Source organism: Saccharothrix obliqua (assembly GCF_019375475.1).
Classification (GTDB): Bacteria; Actinomycetota; Actinomycetes; order Mycobacteriales; family Pseudonocardiaceae; genus Actinosynnema; species Actinosynnema obliqua.
In genome coordinates this window covers 57,911-78,945 of the sequence record NZ_JAHXGQ010000018.1, presented here as the reverse complement: position 1 = coordinate 78,945, position 21,035 = coordinate 57,911, and the positions used below count along the sequence as shown (strand labels likewise).

Genomic DNA, 21,035 nt, shown 5'->3' with positions numbered 1-21,035 from the left:
CGGCATGGCTGACACGGCGGTGCTGAGGGACGGGATCAGGTTCGGCGAAGGGCCGCGCGGCGGCCCCGACGGTCGCCTGTACTACTCCGACTTCTACGACCACGAGGTGCGTGCGCTCGACCTCGCCACGGGCGACGAGGAGGTGGTGTGCGAGGTCCCCGACCAGCCGTCCGGGCTGGGCTGGCTGCCCGACGGCCGGTTGCTGGTGGTGTCCATGCGGGACCGCACCGTGCGACGGCTCGAAGGCGGTGTGCTGGTCCAGCACGCGGACCTCAACGGCATCGCCACGTTCCACGCCAACGACATGCTGGTCGACCGCCTGGGCCGGGCGTACGTCGGCAACTTCGGGTTCGACCTGCACGCGGCGATCGCGGCGGGCGGTGAGTCGGCCATGCGGGAACCGGGCTGGGTCGCGCCCGGCACGCCCCTGGCGTTCGTGGACGTCGACGGCGCCGTGTCCGTCGCCGCCGAGGACATGAAATTCCCCAACGGCATGGTGTTCCTGCCGGACGGCACGCTCGTGGTGGCGGAAACGCTCGCCTTCGGGCTCACCGCGTTCGACGTGGCGGCCGACGGCGCGCTGACCAACCGACGGGTGTGGGCCGAGCTGCGGGAGCACTTCATCGCGCCGGACGGCATCGCCGTGGACGACGAGGGCGGCGTGTGGGTCGCGCCCGCGCTCCAGCCGTGCGCGTTCCGCGTGGTCGAGGGCGGCCGGATCACGCACCGCGTGACGACCAGCCAGACCTGCTTCGCCGTCGCGGTCGTCGGCGGTCGGCTGGTCTGCTGCACCGCGCCCACGTCGCAGCCCGAGGTGGTGGCCGCGGCCAGGCTCGGGAAGCTGGAGGTGTTCGACCTCTAGAGGGCGTCCCACCACGCCTGGTCGAGTTCACCGCGCGCGAGCAGCACCGCCGGTCCGGTGAGGGTCGCGCCGTCCTCCTCCACGACGACGGTCACCCGGCCGCCGAGGACGTCCACAGTGGCCTTCCCGGTGCGCCGGCCCGTGCCGTGCAGCCACGCCGCCACCGTGGCGACCGTGCCCGTGCCGCACGACCTGGTCTCGCCCACACCGCGCTCGTGCACGCGCATCCGCAGCGCGCCGTCGCCCAGGACGTTGACGAACTCCACGTTCACGCCGTTCGGGAACACCGCCGGGTCGTAGCCGGGTTGGTCACGCAGGTCCAGCGCCGCCACGGGCGTTTCCGTCACGCACGCCAGGTGCGGGTTGCCGACGTCCACGGCGACCCCGCCGAACTCCGCGCCGCCCACGACGGCCGTGGACGTCCCGGTGACCGAAGCGCGGCCCATGCCCACCGTCACGGTGCCGTCGTCGTGGACGACGACGTCCCGCTGCCCGGCACGCGTGCCGATGGTGAACTCCCCGAGGGGCGCGAGTTCGGCCTCCACCAGGTAACGGGCGAACACGCGCACACCGTTGCCGCACATCTCGGCGATGGAGCCGTCGGCGTTGCGGTAGTCCATGAACCAGGGACCGAAGTCGGGCCGCACGACCCGCAGCACGCCGTCCGCGCCCAGCCCGCGTTGCCGGTCGCACAGCGCGCGCACCCGCTCCTCGGTCAGGTCCAGCACACCGTCCGGGTCGGGCAGCACCACGAAGTCGTTCTCCGTGCCGTGGCCCTTCAAGAACTCGACGCCCACCCGTTCAGGCTACTTCGCGACCAGTCGGAGCACGTCCTCGGCCAGGGTGGGTGACGCGGCGTCGAACCACGTGACCCGCCGGTCGCGGCGGAACCACGACCGCTGCCTGCGCACGAACCGCCGCGTGCCCTGCGCGGTCTCGGCCGCCGCGGTGGCGAGGTCGTGCTCGCCGTCGAACGCCGCCAGCACCTGCTGGTAGCCCAGCGCGCGCGACGCGGTCCGCCCCTCCCGCAGACCCGCCGCCGCCAGCGCCCGCACCTCGTCCACCAGGCCCTCGGCGAACATCCGGTCGACCCGCCGGTCCACCCGCTCGTCCAGTTCGGACACCGCGCGGTCGAGGCCGACCAGCACCGCGCCGTAGCGGGCGGGACCCGGTTTGGGCAGGGTCGCCGAGAAGGGCCGCCCGGTCAGTTCCACGACTTCCAGGGCACGCACCACGCGTCGGCCGTTGGTGGGCAGGATCGCCAGCGCGGCGGCCGGGTCCACCCGCGCGAGCCGCGCGTGCAGCGCCTCCGCGCCCCGCTCGGCCAGCTCGCCCTCCAGCCGGGTGCGGATGCCGTCGTCGGTGCCGGGGAACACCAGGTCGTCCAGCACGGCCTGCACGTACAACCCGGACCCGCCCACCAGGACGGGCACGCGGCCCGCCGCCAGCAGCGACTCCACCACGGCGCGCGCCGCGCGCTGGTAGGCGGCCACCGACGCGGTCTCCCGGACGTCCAGCACGTCCAGCAGGTGGTGCGGCACGCCCCGGCGCTCGTCAACGGTCAGCTTCGCCGTGCCGATGTCCATGCCCCGGTAGAGCTGCATCGAGTCGGCGTTGACCACCTCGCCGCCCAGCTCGACGGCGAGCCGCACGGCGAGGTCCGACTTGCCGGTTGCGGTGGGGCCGACGACGGCGACAGGCGCGTTCACGCGGCTAAGCCTCCCAGACCGCCACGTGGTACCCGACGCCGAAGGGCGCGGTGAACTCCGAGTGCGCGGTGCGCCACGCGCCCGGCACCCCGGCCAGCACCTGCCAGGCGGCCCGGCCGTGCGCGCCCAGCTCGTCGGCCAGCGCCGGGTCGAGCGCCCGCAGGCCCCCCGGGTCCGCCGCCGCGAGCGCCGCGCGCACGTCCTCGTCGAACGACCCGGCCCGGTCGTCGGCCCGTCCGACGGCCTGTTCGCCGTGCCGGTGGGACCCGTCACCGAGCACCAAGAGCGCTCGTCCACCCAACTGTGACCCGAATGCAACACAGTCGTCCGGCGACATGTCCGGCGGCACCAGGTGGAGGCGGACGCTGCGTGCGCCGACCTGCTCCCGCAGCCACCCCGCGACGAGGGCCGGCAGCGGGAGCGCCGGCTCCACAGAGGACGGCTCGGCGGAGAGCGAAACCCGCACGTCCACGCCGAACCCGCGGAAGGAGCCACCCACGTCGGCCAGCGTGCGGGGCCCCGACGGGTCGACCGCGACCGCCGTCCAGTCCGGGGCGCAGGCGGCCAGCTCCCGCGCGGCGGCGAGGCACGCGGACCGCACCGGCGCGGTCTCCGGGGCGTCCGCGCCGACCAGTTCCGGCACGAGGAGGGGAGGGTGCGGCACTACGGCGACACGCGAGATCATGGCAACCCACGCTACTCATCGGCCACCACCAGTACCGATGTGAGCCTTGACCTGTTTGAATGCGCGCGGGGTACTGGGCACTGTCTGAGGAGTCGCGGTACCCGGGTGCTGGGCCCCGCCATCGGCGGGGCGCCCGTGGTCGGCACGGGCACCACGAAGTGGGCAGGCGAGGAGGAAGCCGGCGATGACGGAGCACGAGACGACACCGGAAGCCACTGGTGACAGTGGTACGGGGGCGGTGGTCGAGGAGACGCGGACGGAAAGCACGCCTCCGCCGGTCCCCGTGGCGTCGGACCACCCTGACCGCTGGGGGCGCGTGGACGCGGACGGCACCGTCTACGTCAAGACGGCCGAGGGGGAGCGGGTCGTCGGTTCGTGGCAGGCGGGCGAACCCGCCGAGGGCCTGGCGCACTTCGCGCGCCGGTTCGACGACATCCGCACCGAGGTCGAGCTGCTGGTGACCCGGCTCTCGTCCGGTGCGGGCGACCCCAAGCACGCGTTGAACAGCGCGAAGCACGTGCGGGACAGCCTCGCGGACGCGGCCGTGGTCGGCGACCTCGCCGCGCTCGCCGCGCGGGTCGAGTTCGTGCTGGCCGAGGCCGAGAAGGGCCTGGAAGCGGCGAAGGCGGCCAAGGACGAGGCGCGGGCGCAGGCGGGTGCGCGGAAGCTGGCGCTGGTCGAGGAGGCCGAGACGCTGGCCAACGAGTCCACGCAGTGGAAGGCGGCGGGCGACCGGCTGCGGGCCATCCTGGACGAGTGGAAGACGATCCGCGGGGTCGACCGGAAGACCGACGAGCAGTTGTGGCGGCGGTTCTCCAAGGCGCGTGACGCGTTCAACCGCAGGCGGGGTTCCCACTTCGCCGACCTGGACCGGCAGCGCGGCGTGGCCAAGACCCGCAAGCAGGAGCTGGTCGACGAGGCGGAGAAGCTCATCGAGTCCGACGACTGGGGCCCCACGGCCGGTCGGTACAAGGAGCTGATGGTCGAGTGGAAGGCCGCCGGGCGTGCGCCCAAGGAGGCCGACGACGCCTTGTGGCAGCGCTTCCGCGCCGCGCAGGACGCGTTCTTCGCCCGGCGTTCCGAGGCGTTCTCGGAGCGTGACGCGGAGTTCGCGGCCAACGCGAAGCTCAAGGAGGAACTGCTCGCCGAGGCCGAGCACATCGACCCGTCGCACGACCTGGAGGCGGCTCGGCAGCAGCTCTACCGCATCCAGGAGCGCTGGGACGCCATCGGCAAGGTCCCGCGTGAGCGCGTGCGCGAACTGGAAGGCAAGCTGCGCTCCATCGAGGAGAAGGTGCGCGGTGCGGTCGACGCCCAGTGGCGGCGCTCCGACCCCGAGGCAGAAGCCCGCGTAGCCCAGTTCCGCGAGCGCGTGGAGCAGTTCGAGGCCCAGGCCGCGAAGGCCCGTTCCGCCGGCGACAAGCGCCGGGCAGAACAGGCCGAGGCCCAGGCCAAGCAGTGGCGCGAATGGCTGGCGGCAGCAGAACAGGCCGTAGCCACCCGCTGACAAAAAAGGCCCGGCTCCGCACCGGAGCCGGGCTTTTCACACCACCAAACCCCTGCCCGCTGCGTGTCATCCCCGTATGGCCTGCGCGCCAGCGAACCGCGCTTCGTCAGGGAGGGCAAGCACGCTTTTCGCTTGCCCTCCCTGACGAAGCGCGGTTGTCTTGACCAGGTCATACGGGGATGACACGCAGCCCGCTCTTCGTCATCCTTGGCGGTCTGCCAAGCGGCGAGCGTCGTTTTTAATCCCCAAAAATGCTTGGCCTCAAGCCTCAAGCCTCAAGCCTCAACCTCAAGCCTCAAAACCCTGCAACACGTGATACACACCCCCGAACAACGCGACAAGACTGGTCACCGCAGCTTCCCCTTTGGCCGCCGAAGCCAGAGAAGGAAAGCCGATGATCCCGTCCGCGGCGTACCCGTCCACCCGCACCGTCAACAGGTGACGACGATCGGACACAGCGCGATCGCGGTCGCGGTAATGAGGGTCGACCATCTCCGGGAAATAACGCAACATGATGGACGTTTCCCACTCGCCGCCGTGCATGTCGTCGTGCAGGGACGATTCCATACCGGCGTCCATCCGCGCCGTCTCCACCGTCGTCCGGTCCGGGAACAGCGCCACGCGCCGCGCGTCGGTGTTGGCTTCCTGGACGATGTTGGAAAGCACGTGGTTCCCACCGTGCCCGTTCACGATGACGAGCTGGTTGACGCCCTGCGGCTGAAGCGAACCCCGGATATCTTCGATGACGCGGATGAGGGTCGACGCGGAGATGCTCACCGTCCCCGGGTAGGCGGCGTGCTCGTGCGAACACGAGATGGTGATCGGCGGTAGTGGCAGGAGCCCGTACAAGCCCGCGACCTCGCGCGCGATCAACGACGCGATGAGGGTGTCGGTGGACAGCGGCAGGTGGTCGCCGTGTTGTTCGTAGCTACCTACAGGTAACACGGCCAGGGTGGCATATAACTCGCCCGCGTCGGCTGACGTGATGCTGGGTAGGACCATCGGGCGAACCTAACAGCCCGCTGGATCGCGGAAAAAAGAGCGCTCGCCGCGCGGCAGGCCGCCAAGGAGTAGTGAAAAAGCGGGTCGTGTTCTCCCCGTATGACCTGGTCAAAGACAACCACGCGGTGTTCCGGGGCGCAAGCGAAAAGCGTGCTTGCGCCCCGGAACACCGCGTGGTTCGCTGCGCGCAGGCCATACGGGGAGAACGCGACGGTGGGCCGCTGTGCTGGCGCACGGCCTGCGCGGCGGCGGGTGTGGTGTGCGTGGTCAGCGCATTGGGGCTCGGGAAGCGGCGATCTTCAGCCATTTCGCCAACAGCACGATGATTGCCACCACGGCGATGATGAGGCCGGCGCCGGGGCCGATGCCCGCCTGGTGGCCGGTGCCGGTCTGGGTCGTCCAGATCGACAGGACGCCGCTGACCGACGCGGCGAACGAGGCGAGCGCGCTGATCCACGCCAACGTCCACCGGCGCGTGGCCAGGGTGAGCGCGGGCAGCAGCACGCCGGCGACGAGCACCGCGTACGAGAAGAACTTCGGCACGGCACGCGCTTCGCCGAGCAGGATGTCCAACCCCGTCTTGTCGCCGTGCCACGGCAGGATCATGGACACGAGGACGGCCAGCACGGCGATGGCGATGGTGAGCGCGCCGCGGCCGGGGTCGAAGCGGCGTTCGGCGGTCCTGCCCACGTCGTCGATCTCGGCCCGGAGTTCGGCCAGGTCGTCGCGTTCCTCGCTCATCGGCATCTCCCCGCTCATCCGACGGCGCACCCGCCCACCGCGGCCGGCAGGGGTTCCGGGGCGCCGAACTTCGGCAGGCCCAGCGTGACACCCGCCGTCTTCGGGCGGATGCCGGCCTCGGCGCGGTCACCCGCCCTGGTGCGCCGGTGCGACCGCACGGGGCCGTCCGCGATGAGGTTGTGCGGCGCGGCGTAGGTGATGTCGGTCTCGATGACGTCACCCGGTCGGATGTGGGCGTCACCGGGCGTGAAGTGCACGAGCCTGCCGTCGCGGGCCCGGCCGGACAGGCGGTGCGTCTCGGCGTCCTTGCGGCCCTCGCCGTGCGCGACCAGCACCTCCACCCGACGACCCACCTGGAGCTTGTTCTGCTCCCACGCGATCTCGTTGACCAGGGTCACCAGGCGGTCGTAACGCTCCTGCACGACCTCCTTCGGCAGCTGGTCGGGCAGCTCGGCGGCAGGCGTGCCGGGGCGCTTCGAATACTGGAACGTGAACGCGCTGGAGAACTTCGCCTCGCGGACGACGTCGAGCGTCGCCTGGAAGTCCTCCTCGGTCTCGCCGGGGAACCCGACGATGATGTCCGTGGTGATGGCCGCGTCGGGCATGGCGCGCCGGACGTTGTCCAGGATGCCCAGGTACTTGGCCGAGCGGTACGACCGGCGCATCTCCTTGAGCACCCGGTCGGACCCGGACTGCAACGGCATGTGGAGCTGGTGGCACACGTTGGGCGTCTCGGCCATCGCGGCGATGACGTCGTCGGTGAAGTCCTTCGGGTGCGGCGAGGTGAACCGGACCCGCTCCAGCCCCTCGATGCCGCCGGTGGCGCGCAGCAGCTTGCCGAACGCGAACCGGTCGCCGAACTCGACGCCGTAGGAGTTGACGTTCTGCCCGAGCAGCGTCACCTCCAGCACGCCCTCGTCGACCAGGGCCTGCACCTCGGCCAACACCTCGCCGGGCCGGCGGTCCTTCTCCTTGCCGCGCAGCGACGGGACGATGCAGAACGTGCACGTGTTGTTGCAGCCGACCGACACCGACACCCACCCGGAGTACGCGGAGTCGCGACGGGCGGGCAGCGTGGACGGGAAGGTCTCCAGGGAGTCCAGGATCTCGACCTGGGCCTCCCGGTTGTGCCGGGCGCGCTCCAGCAGCACGGGCAGCGACCCGATGTTGTGGGTGCCGAACACGACGTCGACCCACGGGGCGCGCTTCACGATCTCGCCCTGGTCCTTCTGGGCGAGGCAGCCGCCGACGGCGATCTGCATGTCCGGGTTCGCGGTCTTCGCCGGCGCGAGGTGGCCGAGCGTGCCGTACAACTTGTTGTCCGCGTTCTCCCGCACGGCGCAGGTGTTGAACACCACCACGTCGGGGGCCTGGTCGCCTTCGGCGGGCGTGTAGCCCGCGTCCTCAAGCATCCCGGCGAGACGCTCGGAATCGTGCACGTTCATCTGGCAGCCGAACGTGCGGATCTGGTAACTGCGGGTCACTGCACCTAATCCTTCCGTCGTGTCCAGGGTAGAGCCTGGACGTGCGACGATGCGCGGGTGTCGGGAACGCTGCGAAGACTGCGCGCCGCGGGGGCCGTGCTGGCCCTCGCCGCGCTGGCCGTGAGCGGGTGCGGCGACAACTTCTCGCGGGTCGAGCTGACCATGGCGGCGGGCAGTGACACGGGCGTCTACTACAAGCTGAGTTCCGCGCTCGCGGACGGCTGGACCCGCGACCCGGGCATCCCCCGGCCGCGGGTGGTGGCCACGGCGGGTTCGGTGGACAACCTGGAACGGCTGCGCACCGGCACCGCGCAGGTCGGCTTCTCGGCGGCGGACGCGGCGGAGGACGCGCAGGGCAACTCGGGCGGGCGGCGGCTGTACGCGCTGGCCCGGATGCACGACGACTACCTCCAGGTGGCGGTGCGCGCCGACCTGGACGTGAAGAACCTCGCGGGGCTGAAGGGCCTGCGGGTGTCGCTCGGGGCCCCGGACTCGGGCGTGAAGCTCATCGCCGAACGACTGCTGCGCTCGGCGGACATGTCGCCCGACGACCTCCAGGTCCGGTACCTGGACCTGAACGCGACCACGGACGCCATGCGCAACGACGACCTCGACGCGTTCTTCTGGTCGGGTGGCGTGCCGACGGCCGGCGTGACGACGCTCGCCACCACCGTGAAGATCCGGATGCTGGACCTGAGCGACGTGCTGGGCAACCTGCGCCGCCTCTACCCCGTGTACGGGTCGGCGACGCTGCCCGCGTCGGCCTACGAACTGCCCGGCGGCCCGATGGCGAAACCCGTCACGACGCTCGTCGTGCGCAACTTCCTGCTGGTCGACGAGTCGATGCGGGACGACGTGGCGGAGGCGCTGCTGCGCGGCCTGTTCCGGGCGCAGCCCAACCTGGTCGCGGCGAGCCCGGTGGCCAGGTCGATCGAGATCAGGTCGGCGATCGAGACGACGCCGCTACCGCTGCACCCCGGCGCGAAGAACTACTACCGGGACGTCAAGGTCTGACCGGCGCGGCGGGGAACGTGACGGTCACCCGCAGCCCGCCGTCGTCCGGCAGCGACAGCTCCACCGTCCCGTCGACCCGGTCCACGATCTGGCGGACGATCGCCAGCCCCAACCCGGAACCCTGGATGTTCTGGTGCGCGGGCGAGCGCCAGAACCGGTCGGTGGCCCGCTCCAGCTCGTCCGGGGTGAGCCCCGGCCCCTCGTCGCGCACGGACAGCCGCACCACGCCGTCCGCGCGCCGCACCTCGACGCGGACCAGCGTGTCGTCGGGCGCGAACTTCAGGGCGTTGTCCAGCAGCGCGTCCAGCACGGCCTCCACGCCGCGCGGCGGGGCGAGCGCCCGCCCGCCGGGCTCGCCGTCGAGCACCAGGTGCACGGTGCGCGCCGCGGCGGCGGGCTGCCACGCGGACAGCCGCCCGGCGACGGCGCGGTCCACGTCGACCTCCACCGGGTCGACGGACGGCGAACCGGCACGCGCCATGGCCAGCAGCTCGTCCAGGATGCGGTTGAGCCGGTCCGCCTCGGCCAGCGCGGCGACCTGGTGCACCACGGCGTCGCCGGAGACGTGGCCCTCCAGGTTGGACAGGCGCAGCTTGAGGGCGGTCAGCGGGTTGCGGAGCTGGTGCGAGGCGTCGGCGACGAACGCGCGTTGCGCGGCCAGCACGTCGCCGACGTTGGCGGCCATCTGGTCGAACGACCGGGACAGCCGGCGCAGCTCCGGCGGCCCGGAGGACGACCCGACCGCCGCCACCGGCCGCCCGGACACGACGGCCGCGAGCAGTTCCCCGGTCGCGTCGTCGAGCCGCCGCACGGGCCGCAGCGTCCACCGCACCAGCGGCAGCGCCGCGAACACCGCGAGCACCAGCACCATGAGGCTCGCCGACAGCAGCACCACCCACCACAGCAGCACCTCGCGCCGGGTCTTGTCGGTGGGGGAGAAGGTGACCAGCGCGCCACGCACCTCGCCGTCGGCGAGCACCGGCTCGGCGAGCACCAGCTCGGTGTCGTCCCACGGCATGAACAGCTCGGGCGGGTTCGGCTGCCTGCCCGCGAGCGCGCTCTCGATTAGGTCGGACACCTCCTCGGAGGTGACGTCGACGCCCTCGCCGGACGCGGCGACGACCCGGCCGGACCGGTCCAGCAACGCCACCTTGATGCCGTAGAGGTCCTGGTAGCGGGCCAGCTCGCGCTCCATCAGCCGGGGCTGGTCGTCGATCAGCGGTCGCTGCGCGACGGAGGCGAACCGGGCGGTGTCGGTGAGCCGGTCGAGGAACATCTCCTGCTGCTCGCCCGCGGCGACACCGCGCCCGAGCGGCACGCCCATCCCGACCAGCACCAGCACCACCAGGGTGAGCACGATGCCGAGCAGCCGCGAGCGCACGTCAGGTCCCGCTCGCGCCGAGCCGGTAGCCGACGCCGCGCACGGTCTCCAGCAGCGAGGGCCGCCCGAGCTTGGTCCGCAGCGTCGCCACGTGCACGTCGAGCGTCCGGTTCGCGCCCGACCACGTGCGGCCCCACACCTCGGCCAGGATGCGCTCACGCGTGCACACGGCGCCGCCCGCCGCCATGACCAGCGCGAGCACCTGGAACTCCTTGCGCGCCAACGCCACCGGTCGACCGGCCACGGTGACCTCGTGCCGCGCGAGGTCGACGCGCACGTCACCGGCCTCGAACACCTCGGTGCCCGTGCCGCCGACGCCCACCGGGTCGCCGCGCCGCCTGCGCACCGCGTGCACGCGGGCGACCAGCTCGCCCACGTCGTACGGCTTGACCAGGTAGTCGTCCGCGCCGGCGTGCAGGCCCAGGATGCGGTCGTCGATCTCGCCGCGCGCGGACACGACGATGATCGCGACGTCGCTGGCGGCCCGGATGTTGCGGCACAGGGTCACTCCGTCGATATCCGGCAGCCCGAGGTCGAGGAGCACCACGTCCACCCCGGCCAGCCGATCGAGCGTCCCCCGTCCGGTGGCTTGCCGGTCTACTGTGAAACCACGCCGGGTCAGCGCCGGGACCAGCGCTTCCGCGACCCGGTCGTCGTCTTCGACCAACAGCACGCGCACCGACGTCCTCCCGAGTTATTGTCGCCTGCCTGTGACAGAGTTGAGACCCTAAGTCTTGCTCAACCGCCTGGACTGGTGTGGTGACGCACACCTAGGTTTCCGCCAACGCTCAGGAACCCCCACTGGAGGATCTGATGACCGGCCCCACACCTGCTCCGCCGATGATCCGGATGGCGGGCGTGGACAAGTTCTTCGGGCCCCTGCACGTCCTCAAGGACGTTTCGCTGGAGGTGCCGAAGGGCCAGGTCGTCGTGGTGCTGGGGCCGTCCGGTTCCGGCAAGTCCACGCTGTGCCGCACGATCAACCGGCTGGAGCCGGTCGACAAGGGCTCGATCGAGGTCGACGGCCAGCCGCTGCCGACCGAGGGCCGGGACCTGGCGCGGCTGCGCGCGGACGTGGGCATGGTCTTCCAGTCGTTCAACCTGTTCGCCCACAAGAGCATCGTGGACAACGTGATGCTCGCGCCGGTGAAGGTCCGCAAGACGCCGGCGGCGCAGGCCCGCAAGACGGCCATGGAGCTGCTGGAGCGGGTCGGCATCGCGAACCAGGCGGAGAAGTACCCCGCCCAGCTGTCGGGCGGGCAGCAGCAGCGGGCGGCGATCGCCCGCGCGTTGGCGATGCGCCCCAAGGTGATGCTGTTCGACGAGCCGACCTCCGCGCTGGACCCCGAGATGGTCCAGGAGGTGCTGGACGTCATGACCACCCTGGCCAAGGAGGGCATGACCATGCTGGTGGTCACCCACGAGATGGGCTTCGCCCGCAAGGCCGCCGACCGGGTGGTGTTCATGGCGGACGGCGAGATCGTCGAGGACTCGACGCCGGAGGACTTCTTCTCGGCGCCGAAGTCCAACCGCGCGAAGGACTTCCTCGGCAAGATCCTGACCCACTGAAGTCCCGTGTCCGCGGCGCTCACCTGGCGCCGCCAGACCCCGAAACAGAGCAGGAGAACGACTATGAGGGTGCGCACCCTTGCGGTGGTGCTGCTGGCGGGCGGCCTCGCCCTGACCGCGTGCGGCAAGGAGGGGACGCCCGGTGAGTCGGCCTCTGGTCCGACGCAGCAGGTCGCGACGGACGTCAAGGTGGACGGCTCCAAGACGTTCGAGAACATCACCAAGCGCGGCAAGGTGGTGATCGGCGTCAAGGAGGACCAGCCGAACCTCGGCTACAAGGACCCGACGAGCGGCAAGTACAGCGGTTTCGACGTCGAGATCGCGAAGCTGATCGCCGCGAAGCTCGGCTTCGGCGACGACAAGATCGAGTACAAGGCGATCGCCTCCGCCGGCCGCGAGCAGGCGATCATCAACGGTGACATCGACTACTACGTCGGCACGTACACCATCAACGACAAGCGCAAGCAGCAGATCTCCTTCGCCGGCCCGTACTTCACCGCCGGTCAGGACCTGCTGGTGAAGAAGTCGGACGACTCGATCACCGGCCCGGAGTCCCTGAAGGGCAAGAAGGTCTGCTCGGTCACCGGCTCCACGCCGATCCAGAAGGTCAAGAGCGACAACCTGACCGAGTCGTCGAACATCGTCGAACTCCAGAACTACTCGCAGTGCGTGCAGCAGCTGGAGCAGGGCGCGATCCACGCCGTCACCACCGACGACGCGATCCTCAAGGGCTACGCGGCGCAGCAGCCCGACCTGTTCAAGGTCGTCGGCAAGACCTTCTCCAAGGAGCCCTACGGCATCGGCCTGGCCAAGGACGACAAGGCGCTGCGGGACAAGATGAACGACATCCTGGAGGAGGCCATCCAGGGCGACGGCTGGAAGAAGATCTACGACGCCACCCTCGGCAAGTCGGGCTCGCCGGCGGAGAAGCCGGTCATCGAGCGGTACTGACAGCAACCGGTGGCCGTCCCCGCGCGGGGACGGCCACCACCCCCCACTAGCCGAGGAAGACGATGGACGTCCTGCTCGACAATCTCGACCTGTACGGACCGGGGTTCCGTGACACCATCGAGCTGTTCCTGATCTCCGCGATCGGGTCGCTGGTGCTCGGCACGCTGCTCGCGATGCTGCGGGTCGCACCGGTGCCGGTGTTCCGCGCCGCGGGGACCGCCTACGTGACGTTGCTGCGCAACACGCCGCTCACGCTGGTGTTCTTCTTCTTCACGTTCGCGTTCCCGCTGCTGAAGATCGTGGACGCGTCGACCTTCGGCGGCTCCGCCTCCCGGTACTACTTCACCGCGGCGCTGATCGCGTTGATCCTCTACACGTCGGCGTTCGTGTGCGAGGTGGTCCGCGCGGGCATCAACACGGTGCCGGTCGGTCAGGCGGAGGCGTCCCGCGCCCTGGGCCTGACGTTCGGGCAGATGCTCGGCTACGTCGTGCTGCCGCAGGCGACCCGCGCCGTGGTGCCGCCCATGGTGAGCACCATGATCGCGTTGCTGAAGAACACCACGATCGCGTCCGGCTTCTCGGTGTTCCAGGCGGGCGCGATCAGCCTGAACCTGGCCGAGCGCGGTGACAGCCAGCTCATCGGCCTGCTCTGGGTGGCGTTGTTCTTCGTCATCCTCGTGATCCCCATGTCCCTGCTGCAACGCAGCCTGGAGAAGCGCTGGAGCATCGCCCGATGAGCGCCTCGGTCCTGTTCGACGTGCCGGGCCCGCGGGCCCGGCTGCGTTACCGCCTGTACGGGGTGGTCGGGGTCGTGGCCCTGGTCGCGCTGCTCGGCTTCATCGTCTACCGGTTCGCGGAGAGCGGCCAGTTCGAGGCGCAGAAGTGGGGTTGGATCCAGTACGAGTACGTCCAGCTGAAGCTGCTGGACGCGTTGTGGAACACCGTCCGCGCGTTCGCGGTCGGCGCCGTGCTGGCGATGGTGTTCGGCGCGGTCTTCGCGGCGGGCCAGCTCTCGGACCACCGGATCATCCGGGTGCCGTCGCTGGTGGTCGTGGAGCTGTTCCGCGCCGTGCCGCTGGTCGTGATGATCTTCATCTTCCACTACGGCATCGGCCTGGGCACGCCGTTCTACTCGGTGGTGCTCGGCCTGACGCTCTACAACGGCTCGGTGCTCGCCGAGGTGTTCCGCGCGGGTGTGCTGTCGCTGCCGCGTGGCCAGAGCGAGGCCGCGTACGCGGTGGGTATGCGCAAGACGCAGGTGATGATGTTCGTGCTGCTGCCGCAGGCGGTGCGCGCGATGCTGCCGGCGATCATCAGCCAGCTCGTGGTGCTGCTGAAGGACAGCGCGCTGGGCTTCCTCATCACCTACGAGGAACTGCTCTACCAGGCGCGTTACCTGGGCGGCAGCTTCGAGTTCGGCCGGCCGCTGGTGCCGATCACGATCGTGGTCGCCGCGATCTACATCGCGATGTGCCTGCTGCTGACGTGGTTCGCGCACTACCTCCAGAAGCGGAACCGGCGGAACAAGAAGGTCCTGCCGGAAGCGGAGAAGCCGGCGGAGGACGCGGTCGCCGCGTCGGCCTGAGGTACCGCGGCAAAAAAGGGGGGCGCCCGATCGGGCGCCCCCCTTTCGCACTGGTCAGGTGTGCCGGAGCAGTGCTCCGACGCCCTCCCACAGCTCCACCTCGTCGGCGAACACGACCCGCGCGCCGATCGCCGTGGCCGCGCTCGCCAGCGCCTCGTCGGCGGGCTGCTCGGCGATGTCCGAGACGCCGAACGCCTTCAGGTCGGCGGGGCGCACGGCCACCTGCGCGGGGTCGTCGCCCGCCCACACGGTGCGCTCGTCCAGCGCCCGGTCGGCGACCAGCAGGGCGTCCACGTTCGCCTCGCGCAGCGCCGCCACGACCCGCTCCATGCCCTGCACGGCGAGGCCCTGGTCACGGCCGGACTCGGCGGTGAACGCGGTGACCACGTCGTGCTCCTCGCCGTACTGGTGCTGCGCGACCACCGAGCGCACGGCGGCGTCGAACGCCTCGTCGTCCGCGCCCTCGCCGAGGCTGCCGCCCTCGACCTCGACCAGCACCTCCTGCGCGCGCGGACCCAGCTCGCGGCGCACCGCGGCGCGGGCCTGGACCTCGCCGCCGAGCACCAGCAGCCGCGCGCCCAGGTCGGCGACCAGGCGGTCGGCCTCCTCGGCGACGCGTGCCGCGTTGCGCTGGGCGGTCTCCTCGACGGTGTTCTGGATGCGCCGGTGCGCCCAGCCGCCGCCGCGGATCTTGTGCAGCGGGTGCGTCCGGCCACGCACCTCCGCGGTGACCTCGCCCTGCTCGCCGTACCCGTGCAGGTCGGCGCCCGCGCGGTCGGCGACGACCACGACGTGCGGCACGGTGGGCGGCAGCAGCTTCGCCAGCGGCAGCAGGTGCGGCAGGCGTGACCAGCGGGCGCTGTCGACGGCGGGCGGTCGGGGCAGCGCCTCGTCCAGCAGCAGCCGGCCGGCCGCGGCGACGACGGCCCGGCCGCCCTTGCCGACGACGGGTTCGCCGAGGGCGGTGCCGATCGCGTCCAGCGTGGCGGCGTCCGCGCCCTGCTGCTCCAGCTCGGCGCGCAGGCCGCGCCAGCGCAGTTCCAGCGCCTTGGCCGCGTCCTCCGTGTCGTGCGAGGCGTCCAGGTACACGGTGGCGAAGGGGCCGGGCTCCCGGACCAGCTCTTCCAAGGCTGACATGTCCATGGACCACGGCTACCCGCTCGATCGCGGCGTAACCTCGCGGGTGTGGCGGAGGACGCGGGCGCGCTGATGAAGGCGCAGCAGGGCGCGGTGGAGCACCTGCTGCGGGTCGGCATCGACGGCTTCGGGCCGTTCAAGGGCGCGGCGCGGATGGCGTCCGACCTGCTGGACCGGGGCATGACCCGGGACGAGGCGGTGCGCGCCCTGATCCGCGCGCACGTCGCGGCGGCGGGCGTGCAGGGTTTCGCGATGAACGTCGGCGGGCTCATCACGCTGCCGGTGACCCTGCCCGCGAACGTGGCCGCCGCCTACCTGGTGCAGACCCACCTGATCGCCTCGATCGCCGCCGTCCACGGGCACGACCTGGACAGCGAGCGGGTGCGCACGGCGATCCTGGTGTGCCTGCTCGGCAACGCGGGCGCCGAGCTGGTGAAGAAGGCGGGCATCAGGGCGGGCGCGAAGCTCACCATGAGCCTGATCGAGCGCATTCCCGCACAGCTCATCCGCGAGCTGAACAAGCGCGTCGGGTTCACGCTGGTGGCGAAGTACGGGACCGCCAGGGCGGGCATCACGCTGGCCAAGGGCGTGCCGCTGGTGGGTGGCGTGATCGGCGGTTCGTTCGACGCCGTCACGACCCGCGCGGTCGGTGGTTTCGCGCGCCGCTTCTTCGCGGGCCGGCCGGAGGTGCCGGACGTCGTGGAGGGGCGTGTGGTGGACCCGGACGTCATCGACGGCGAGGTCGTCGGCGAGGTCGTCGAGTAACGCGCGTTCGGCCCATCGGTGTTCCACTGTGGACGGACACAGCGATCTGATCGTCCTATGTGGAGGGAGTGATCACCGTCGCCGGAAAAAGCACTTGGCAAGCACTCCGCCGCACGCTACGGTCTGTGTCATGTTCTTCCAGATCTACTCCTGAGGATTCTTCCTCCTCCGCGCCGCACCCGGCTTGAGCCGGTGCCGAGCGCTCTTCTCCTGGTGGCCTTAGCGGCTCTTTTGACGACCCTTCTTCCTCTGCGGGGTCGTATGCCTTTGCACGCCTCGATTCACCCAGGGAGGCGGACGTATGCCCACCATGCGCACCGATCAACACGGCGACGACCAGCCCGGCAACCGGCGGTCCCGCCGCGGCAAGGGCGCGGTCCAGCCGCGCCACACGAACGGCCGCGTCGTCGTCAACCCGCGCCAGTACGCCATGCGACGTCGCTGACCAGCGACTTCGCCATTCCTCAGGAGGCATTCCGATGATCGACGAGAAGAACACCCCGGACGACGGCGAGCAGCCGGAGCAGGCCGTGGACGCACCCGCCGTCGTGCCCAACCGCCGCGAGCGGCGCGGGCACGGGGGCAAGCACCAGGGCGTCGACAAGACGCCCGGCCGGCCGCACCAGGCGAACTTCGTCGGGCGCCGGGTGTTCCGCCGCACCGGCGGCTGAGCCCCGCGCGGCGTGGTTCCGCCGGGCGTCCGCGCTCGCGCCACGCCGCGCTCCCCGCACCGCCGACATCCCCGAGGGGGTGTCGGCGGTGCGTTTTCCGCTGTTCAGGTGGTGCGTTGCGGCATCAGTGGGACAAACGCGGCTGTTCGGGCACAGAGGCTTTTGGTGTGCGTTGCCGCGTCGTAGCCTGCTGGGACCAGCACCTTTCCCGGCCCAGGGAGGCGCCATGCGGATCGCCGACGTGTTGCGGAGCAAGGGATCGGCCGTGGCGGCGGTCGGGGCGGGCGCCTCGGTGGCGGAACTGGTGGCGGCGCTGGCGGAGCACAACGTCGGCGCGATGGTGGTGCTCGGCGACGCCGGCATCGTCGGGATCGTGTCGGAGCGGGACGTCGTCCGCCGCCTGTGTGACCGCGGTGGCGCGCTGCTCGAAGCACCGGTCGCCGAGATCATGACCACCGAGGTGTTCACGTGTTCCCCCAAGGACACCGTGGACGGCCTGACGGTGCTGATGACCGAACGACGCATCCGGCACGTGCCTGTGGTGGACGACGGCGCGCTTGTCGGCATCGTGAGCATCGGCGACGTCGTGAAGAGCCGCATCAGCCAACTGGAGGAGGGTCACGACCAGCTCACGGCCTACATCGCCCAGGGCTAGTCGCGTGCCCTGTGGTAGTGCCGGTTCACCCGCGCGCGGTTGCCGCACGCCGGTTTGCACCACTGCTGCTGCGGGTGCGCCTTGACGAAGTACCTGATGCACCGGGGCGCGGGGCACGCGCGCAGCCCGGCGCGTTCCTCGCCCGCCAGGAACACGATGACGTCCGTGGCCAGTCCGGCCAGCAGCCGTTCGCCCTCGGTCGCCCGGTCCACGTGGCGCAGGCGGGGCGGCTCCCACTCCAGCCGCACGGCACGCGGCACGGCCGCCGCCGCGGCGTTGACCACCCGCAGCGCCTCGTCGAGCGGCATGAGGTGAGGCGCGTCCATGCGTTCGCCCGCGCCCGTGACCCGTGCGAACAACGACCGCGCCGCCCACCGCAGCTCCACGGTCCGCAGCCGCAGTTCCTCGGTCGGCGCGTCGACGCCCGACCACGCGGCGAAGCCCTCGACCGTGGCCAGGTCGTCCGCCAGTCCGCCGTGGCCGTCGTGGCGGACCGTGCTCGCGAACTCCAGCGCCCGGTTCATCCCCGCATCCTAATGGACTTACCCATGACCAACCGCTAAGTTCCTAATGCCATCAGCCACATGACGCATTAGGGGGACCTGTGACCACCACCAACGCCGCACCGGTCGAGGCCGTGTACGACGCGCATCGCCGACTCGGCGCGGTCATCGAGGGGTTGACCGACGCGCAGGTCGGCGAGCCGTCGCTGCTGCCCGACTGGACCCGCGGCCACGTGCTGGCGCACCTCGCGAACGTCACCGCCGCCCTGGCGCGGCAGGCCGAGCACGAGGGCGAGCTGATCGAGGTCTACCCCGGCGGGCGGCCCGCGCGGAACGCGGCGATCGAGGCCGAGGCGGGGCGCACGGCCGCCGAGCACCGCGCCGCGATCGAGGCCGCCGTCACCCGGCTGACCGCGGCGTGGAACGGCGTGCGGAACTGGGACTCGCGGGTCGCCCACCGCGACGGCGTGCTGCGGGACACCGTGTTCGCGCTCTGGCGGGAGGTGGAGATCCACACCTTCGACCTGGACCTGGCCGACGCGGCGTGGTCGGCCGAGTTCTGCGAGCACGCCGTGGAGTTCCTGACGCCACGCGTGCCCGACGGCGTGCGGCTCACGCTGGCGTCCACCGACGACGGTCGCGAGTGGACGATCGGGTCCGGTGACCCGGTGGAGCTGCGTGGCGAGCGGAACGACCTGGTGGCCTGGCTCGCCGGTCGCGAGCCCAGGGGCACGGTGACCGGCGAGCGGCCCGCGCTCAACCCGTGGCCGTAGGCAGGTCCAGCCCGAAGTCGTCGCTCAGCGCGGCGGCCAGTTCCCCGGGTGACAGGGTGCGCTTGTGCGTTTCACCGTTCGGCGTGGCGACGGTGAGCTGGTCGTCCGCGAGCGCGTAGCGGGCGCGTTCGTCGGTGCGCTGCACCAGCAGCCTGCCGACGAACGCGCTGTCCGGGTGGGTGGACAGGTAGTAGCTGAGGATGGCGTAGTCGGCGGGCGTGCGGGGGTCCTCGGTGAAGTCGTACAGCGCCACCCAGTCGCCGCCCTGGAACGACCGCAACGTCCACACGCCGCCGTCCTCCAGGTCGAGCCGGAACGTCCAGTCGCCCTGCTGCTCGAACGCGCCCCGCGTGAGCGGCAGCGGGGTCAGCAGCCCACCGCCGCCGAAACCCACGTCCACCAACCACTTGCGGTCGACGCGCAGCAGGGCGTGGGTGCGTGGCACGTCGCCCCGCCTGCCCAGCAGCACCCGCGCCGCGAGGCCGGTCACCTCGTGCCCCAGCCGTTCCAGCACGGCCGCGAACAACAGGTTCTGCTCGAAGCAGTAGCCGCCGCGCCGGTGCCGCACCATCTTCTCCTGGAGCGACGGCACGTCCAGCGCGATCGGCACGCCCGACCCGATGTCGGCGTTCTCGAACGAGATGGCCGCGAGGTGCGCCCGGTGCAGCCCGCGCAGGGTGGTCGCCGCGTCGGCGGCGGGATCGATCCGGAAGTCGATCCGCTTCAGGTAGGCGTCGAGGTCGAGCTGTTCACCGTTCCACACCCGCCCAGGATGTCAGCTCACGGTGCGGCCGCGGGTGGCTCTGTGCCCAGCGCTACTTCGGGCTGCCGCGCCCGCCGCACGGGGGAGAGGGTGATCGCGGCGGCCTGCGCGAGCAGTCCCGCCACGGCGACCCAGACCGCGGTGCGGGTCGAGGTGACGGCCGCCAGCGCACCGCCCAGCGGTGCGCCGAGCACGATCATGCCCCGGTTCACCGACCGGATGGTGGCGTTCATGCGGCCCTGGAGGTGGTCGGGTGTCACGGCCTGCCGGTAACCCATCTCCGGCGGGCCGTCGATGCCGACGCCGAAACCCCACGTGAACTGGGCCGCGCACAGCAGCACGAGGCCGGTGGCGCCGTGCGACGAGAACGGCACCAACGCGTACGCGGCAGGTGTCAGCCACCGGCCGAGCACGATGATCGCGCCGGGGCCGAACCGCTCCGCGGCACGCGTCGACAGCGACGCGCCGACCACGCTGCCCACGCCGCCGAACGCGAATACCAGGCCCATCTGGAACTCGTCGAAGCCCAGTTCCCGGTACATGAGGAACGCGAACACGGGCGTGACCATGCTGTTGAACAAGAACCACGTGTGCGACGTGAGTGCGAGCGGCGACAACACGGGGTGGCGGTAGACCCACGCGAGCCCGGAACGGAGTTCGCCCCAGAGGTCGCGGGAGGCCGACCGCGGAACCGGCTCGGCGACCCGGACCGTGGTCAGGATCAACGCCGACAGCAGGTACGACACGGCGTCCACGACGATCGCGAACGGCGCGCCGACGGCCTTGGTGAGCCACCCCGCGACCATCGGTCCGACGCTCTGCGCCGTGGCCCTGGTCTGCTCCATGCGGGCGTTGGCACGCGTCAGGCCGCTCGCCGGGACGAGGCGCGGCAGGAACGACTGGTGTGCCGCGTCGTATGCCAGCGACAACGTCCCGAACACCGCCATCAACCCCACCAGCACCGGCACGGACAGCACGCCGGCCACGTGCAGCAGGGGGATCATGCCCAGCACCGCCGACCGCGCCAGGTCCGCGCCGATCAACACCGGCCGTCGGCGCACCCGGTCCACCAACACGCCCGCCAACAACCCGAACAGCAGGTACGGCACCCACGGCGCGGCCTGGATCAGCCCCAGTTCGGCGGAGGACGCGCCCAACTCGCCCATGGCCAGCACGCCGAGCGCGAGCGTCGTGACGTGCGTGCCGACCAACGACACCGTGTCGGCGGCCCAGAACCTGGCGAACGCGTGGGTCATGGTCCGATCCTGACGCACCGTT

24 protein-coding genes are annotated in these 21,035 nt (G+C 71.3%); 12 read left to right on the top strand and 12 right to left on the bottom strand.

Annotated features, from left to right (window positions below; translation table 11 throughout):
* The first annotated feature begins 4 nt into the window (after positions 1–4).
* A complete protein-coding gene (locus KZQ38_RS34330) occupies positions 5–862 on the top strand; it encodes an SMP-30/gluconolactonase/LRE family protein (protein WP_219448185.1) in 858 nt (285 codons plus the stop codon).
* Here the strand turns inward: KZQ38_RS34330 and dapF are convergent.
* From dapF to KZQ38_RS34315, 3 genes are read right to left on the bottom strand one after another with little or no spacing between them, the layout of a single operon-like run.
* Positions 859–1,659: a diaminopimelate epimerase gene (gene dapF, locus KZQ38_RS34325; RefSeq protein ID WP_219448184.1), complete on the bottom strand. Its 801-nt coding sequence runs from the start codon at positions 1,657–1,659 to the stop codon at positions 859–861. The two genes, KZQ38_RS34330 and dapF, sit on opposite strands and share 4 nt — an antisense overlap.
* Before the next feature lie 9 nt (positions 1,660–1,668).
* Positions 1,669–2,571 carry a tRNA (adenosine(37)-N6)-dimethylallyltransferase MiaA gene (gene miaA, locus KZQ38_RS34320; RefSeq protein WP_219448183.1) on the bottom strand — a complete coding sequence of 301 codons (903 nt, stop codon included), beginning with the start codon at positions 2,569–2,571 and terminating at the stop codon, positions 1,669–1,671.
* Positions 2,572–2,575: 4 nt separating this feature from the next.
* Positions 2,576–3,256 (bottom strand): class III extradiol dioxygenase subunit B-like domain-containing protein, encoded by a 681-nt coding sequence (locus KZQ38_RS34315; RefSeq protein ID WP_219448182.1) that lies wholly within the window; start codon positions 3,254–3,256, stop codon positions 2,576–2,578.
* A 184-nt stretch (positions 3,257–3,440) separates the two neighbouring features.
* Here KZQ38_RS34315 and KZQ38_RS34310 point away from each other — a divergent pair, with 184 nt between their 5' ends.
* Positions 3,441–4,763 carry a DUF349 domain-containing protein gene (locus KZQ38_RS34310; protein WP_219448181.1) on the top strand — a complete coding sequence of 441 codons (1,323 nt, stop codon included), beginning with the start codon at positions 3,441–3,443 and terminating at the stop codon, positions 4,761–4,763.
* Between the two features lie 288 nt (positions 4,764–5,051).
* Here KZQ38_RS34310 and KZQ38_RS34305 read toward each other — a convergent pair whose 3' ends face one another.
* The 3 genes from KZQ38_RS34305 to miaB all read right to left on the bottom strand — a co-directional run bounded on the left by KZQ38_RS34305 (position 5,052) and on the right by miaB (position 7,990).
* Entirely contained in the window at positions 5,052–5,765 is a 714-nt protein-coding gene (locus tag KZQ38_RS34305; RefSeq protein ID WP_219448180.1) for a creatininase family protein, read from the bottom strand.
* A 267-nt stretch (positions 5,766–6,032) separates the two neighbouring features.
* The gene (locus KZQ38_RS34300; protein ID WP_219448179.1) at positions 6,033–6,506 is read right to left on the bottom strand and encodes an Rv2732c family membrane protein; all 474 of its coding nucleotides are present in this window, start codon (positions 6,504–6,506) and stop codon (positions 6,033–6,035) included.
* A 14-nt stretch (positions 6,507–6,520) separates the two neighbouring features.
* Complete coding sequence (gene miaB / locus KZQ38_RS34295; protein ID WP_219448178.1) at positions 6,521–7,990, bottom strand: tRNA (N6-isopentenyl adenosine(37)-C2)-methylthiotransferase MiaB; 1,470 nt, start codon at positions 7,988–7,990, stop codon at positions 6,521–6,523.
* A 57-nt stretch (positions 7,991–8,047) separates the two neighbouring features.
* Between miaB and KZQ38_RS34290 the strand changes: the two genes are divergently transcribed.
* Positions 8,048–9,004 carry a TAXI family TRAP transporter solute-binding subunit gene (locus KZQ38_RS34290; protein WP_308258732.1) on the top strand — a complete coding sequence of 319 codons (957 nt, stop codon included), beginning with the start codon at positions 8,048–8,050 and terminating at the stop codon, positions 9,002–9,004.
* Here KZQ38_RS34290 and KZQ38_RS34285 read toward each other — a convergent pair.
* Together KZQ38_RS34285 and KZQ38_RS34280 are read right to left on the bottom strand one after the other, a co-directional pair.
* Positions 8,994–10,385 carry a sensor histidine kinase gene (locus KZQ38_RS34285; RefSeq protein ID WP_219448177.1) on the bottom strand — a complete coding sequence of 464 codons (1,392 nt, stop codon included), beginning with the start codon at positions 10,383–10,385 and terminating at the stop codon, positions 8,994–8,996. The genes KZQ38_RS34290 and KZQ38_RS34285 overlap by 11 nt on opposite strands.
* A gap of 1 nt (position 10,386) precedes the next feature.
* On the bottom strand, positions 10,387–11,064 hold the full coding sequence (locus tag KZQ38_RS34280; RefSeq protein WP_219448176.1) for a response regulator transcription factor: 678 nt from the start codon (positions 11,062–11,064) through the stop codon (positions 10,387–10,389).
* 161 nt (positions 11,065–11,225) lie between these two features.
* On the opposite strand from KZQ38_RS34280, the gene KZQ38_RS34275 reads away from it, so the two are divergent.
* From KZQ38_RS34275 to KZQ38_RS34260, 4 genes are all read left to right on the top strand, one after another.
* The gene (locus tag KZQ38_RS34275) at positions 11,226–11,954 is read left to right on the top strand and encodes an amino acid ABC transporter ATP-binding protein (RefSeq protein WP_219448198.1); all 729 of its coding nucleotides are present in this window, start codon (positions 11,226–11,228) and stop codon (positions 11,952–11,954) included.
* A gap of 63 nt (positions 11,955–12,017) precedes the next feature.
* The gene (locus KZQ38_RS34270) at positions 12,018–12,905 is read left to right on the top strand and encodes a glutamate ABC transporter substrate-binding protein (RefSeq protein ID WP_219448175.1); all 888 of its coding nucleotides are present in this window, start codon (positions 12,018–12,020) and stop codon (positions 12,903–12,905) included.
* 62 nt (positions 12,906–12,967) lie between these two features.
* Positions 12,968–13,642, top strand: coding sequence for an amino acid ABC transporter permease (locus KZQ38_RS34265; RefSeq protein WP_219448174.1), 675 nt, complete (start codon positions 12,968–12,970; stop codon positions 13,640–13,642).
* Positions 13,639–14,490 carry an amino acid ABC transporter permease gene (locus tag KZQ38_RS34260; RefSeq protein ID WP_219448173.1) on the top strand — a complete coding sequence of 284 codons (852 nt, stop codon included), beginning with the start codon at positions 13,639–13,641 and terminating at the stop codon, positions 14,488–14,490. The genes KZQ38_RS34265 and KZQ38_RS34260 overlap by 4 nt, the downstream gene beginning before the upstream one ends.
* A gap of 54 nt (positions 14,491–14,544) precedes the next feature.
* Here KZQ38_RS34260 and KZQ38_RS34255 read toward each other — a convergent pair whose 3' ends face one another.
* Entirely contained in the window at positions 14,545–15,627 is a 1,083-nt protein-coding gene (locus KZQ38_RS34255) for an Rv2629 family ribosome hibernation factor (protein ID WP_219448172.1), read from the bottom strand.
* Between the two features lie 48 nt (positions 15,628–15,675).
* Here KZQ38_RS34255 and KZQ38_RS34250 point away from each other — a divergent pair, with 48 nt between their 5' ends.
* The 4 genes from KZQ38_RS34250 (at position 15,676) to KZQ38_RS34235 (ending at position 17,718) form a co-directional block, all read left to right on the top strand.
* Positions 15,676–16,392 (top strand): EcsC family protein, encoded by a 717-nt coding sequence (locus KZQ38_RS34250; protein ID WP_219448171.1) that lies wholly within the window; start codon positions 15,676–15,678, stop codon positions 16,390–16,392.
* A 301-nt stretch (positions 16,393–16,693) separates the two neighbouring features.
* Positions 16,694–16,837, top strand: coding sequence for a hypothetical protein (locus KZQ38_RS34245; protein WP_219448170.1), 144 nt, complete (start codon positions 16,694–16,696; stop codon positions 16,835–16,837).
* A gap of 34 nt (positions 16,838–16,871) precedes the next feature.
* On the top strand, positions 16,872–17,063 hold the full coding sequence (locus KZQ38_RS34240; RefSeq protein WP_219448169.1) for a hypothetical protein: 192 nt from the start codon (positions 16,872–16,874) through the stop codon (positions 17,061–17,063).
* A gap of 226 nt (positions 17,064–17,289) precedes the next feature.
* Positions 17,290–17,718, top strand: a complete 429-nt coding sequence (locus KZQ38_RS34235; RefSeq protein WP_219448168.1) for a CBS domain-containing protein — start codon at positions 17,290–17,292, stop codon at positions 17,716–17,718.
* Here KZQ38_RS34235 and KZQ38_RS34230 read toward each other — a convergent pair.
* Positions 17,715–18,242 (bottom strand): ABATE domain-containing protein, encoded by a 528-nt coding sequence (locus KZQ38_RS34230; protein WP_219448167.1) that lies wholly within the window; start codon positions 18,240–18,242, stop codon positions 17,715–17,717. The two genes, KZQ38_RS34235 and KZQ38_RS34230, sit on opposite strands and share 4 nt — an antisense overlap.
* Positions 18,243–18,322: 80 nt before the next feature.
* Here KZQ38_RS34230 and KZQ38_RS34225 point away from each other — a divergent pair, with 80 nt between their 5' ends.
* A complete protein-coding gene (locus tag KZQ38_RS34225; protein WP_219448166.1) occupies positions 18,323–18,994 on the top strand; it encodes a maleylpyruvate isomerase family mycothiol-dependent enzyme in 672 nt (223 codons plus the stop codon).
* Here the strand turns inward: KZQ38_RS34225 and KZQ38_RS34220 are convergent.
* Both KZQ38_RS34220 and KZQ38_RS34215 read right to left on the bottom strand, forming a co-directional pair.
* Positions 18,978–19,757: an arylamine N-acetyltransferase family protein gene (locus KZQ38_RS34220; RefSeq protein WP_219448165.1), complete on the bottom strand. Its 780-nt coding sequence runs from the start codon at positions 19,755–19,757 to the stop codon at positions 18,978–18,980. The two genes, KZQ38_RS34225 and KZQ38_RS34220, sit on opposite strands and share 17 nt — an antisense overlap.
* Positions 19,758–19,774: 17 nt before the next feature.
* Positions 19,775–21,013: an MFS transporter gene (locus KZQ38_RS34215; RefSeq protein WP_219448164.1), complete on the bottom strand. Its 1,239-nt coding sequence runs from the start codon at positions 21,011–21,013 to the stop codon at positions 19,775–19,777.
* Between the last annotated feature and the right edge of the window lie 22 nt (positions 21,014–21,035).

Coding starts and splice junctions, on each gene's coding strand:
- KZQ38_RS34255 (WP_219448172.1), bottom strand. CDS start 15,627: ATGTCAGCCTTGGAAGAGCTGGTCCGGGAGCCCGGCCCCTTCGCCACC.
- KZQ38_RS34300 (WP_219448179.1), bottom strand. CDS start 6,506: ATGAGCGAGGAACGCGACGACCTGGCCGAACTCCGGGCCGAGATCGAC.
- KZQ38_RS34265 (WP_219448174.1), top strand. CDS start 12,968: ATGGACGTCCTGCTCGACAATCTCGACCTGTACGGACCGGGGTTCCGT.
- KZQ38_RS34270 (WP_219448175.1), top strand. CDS start 12,018: ATGAGGGTGCGCACCCTTGCGGTGGTGCTGCTGGCGGGCGGCCTCGCC.
- KZQ38_RS34275 (WP_219448198.1), top strand. CDS start 11,226: ATGATCCGGATGGCGGGCGTGGACAAGTTCTTCGGGCCCCTGCACGTC.
- KZQ38_RS34315 (WP_219448182.1), bottom strand. CDS start 3,256: ATGATCTCGCGTGTCGCCGTAGTGCCGCACCCTCCCCTCCTCGTGCCG.
- KZQ38_RS34330 (WP_219448185.1), top strand. CDS start 5: ATGGCTGACACGGCGGTGCTGAGGGACGGGATCAGGTTCGGCGAAGGG.
- KZQ38_RS34245 (WP_219448170.1), top strand. CDS start 16,694: ATGCCCACCATGCGCACCGATCAACACGGCGACGACCAGCCCGGCAAC.
- KZQ38_RS34215 (WP_219448164.1), bottom strand. CDS start 21,013: ATGACCCACGCGTTCGCCAGGTTCTGGGCCGCCGACACGGTGTCGTTG.
- KZQ38_RS34240 (WP_219448169.1), top strand. CDS start 16,872: ATGATCGACGAGAAGAACACCCCGGACGACGGCGAGCAGCCGGAGCAG.
- KZQ38_RS34235 (WP_219448168.1), top strand. CDS start 17,290: ATGCGGATCGCCGACGTGTTGCGGAGCAAGGGATCGGCCGTGGCGGCG.
- KZQ38_RS34310 (WP_219448181.1), top strand. CDS start 3,441: ATGACGGAGCACGAGACGACACCGGAAGCCACTGGTGACAGTGGTACG.
- KZQ38_RS34260 (WP_219448173.1), top strand. CDS start 13,639: ATGAGCGCCTCGGTCCTGTTCGACGTGCCGGGCCCGCGGGCCCGGCTG.
- KZQ38_RS34305 (WP_219448180.1), bottom strand. CDS start 5,765: ATGGTCCTACCCAGCATCACGTCAGCCGACGCGGGCGAGTTATATGCC.
- KZQ38_RS34230 (WP_219448167.1), bottom strand. CDS start 18,242: ATGAACCGGGCGCTGGAGTTCGCGAGCACGGTCCGCCACGACGGCCAC.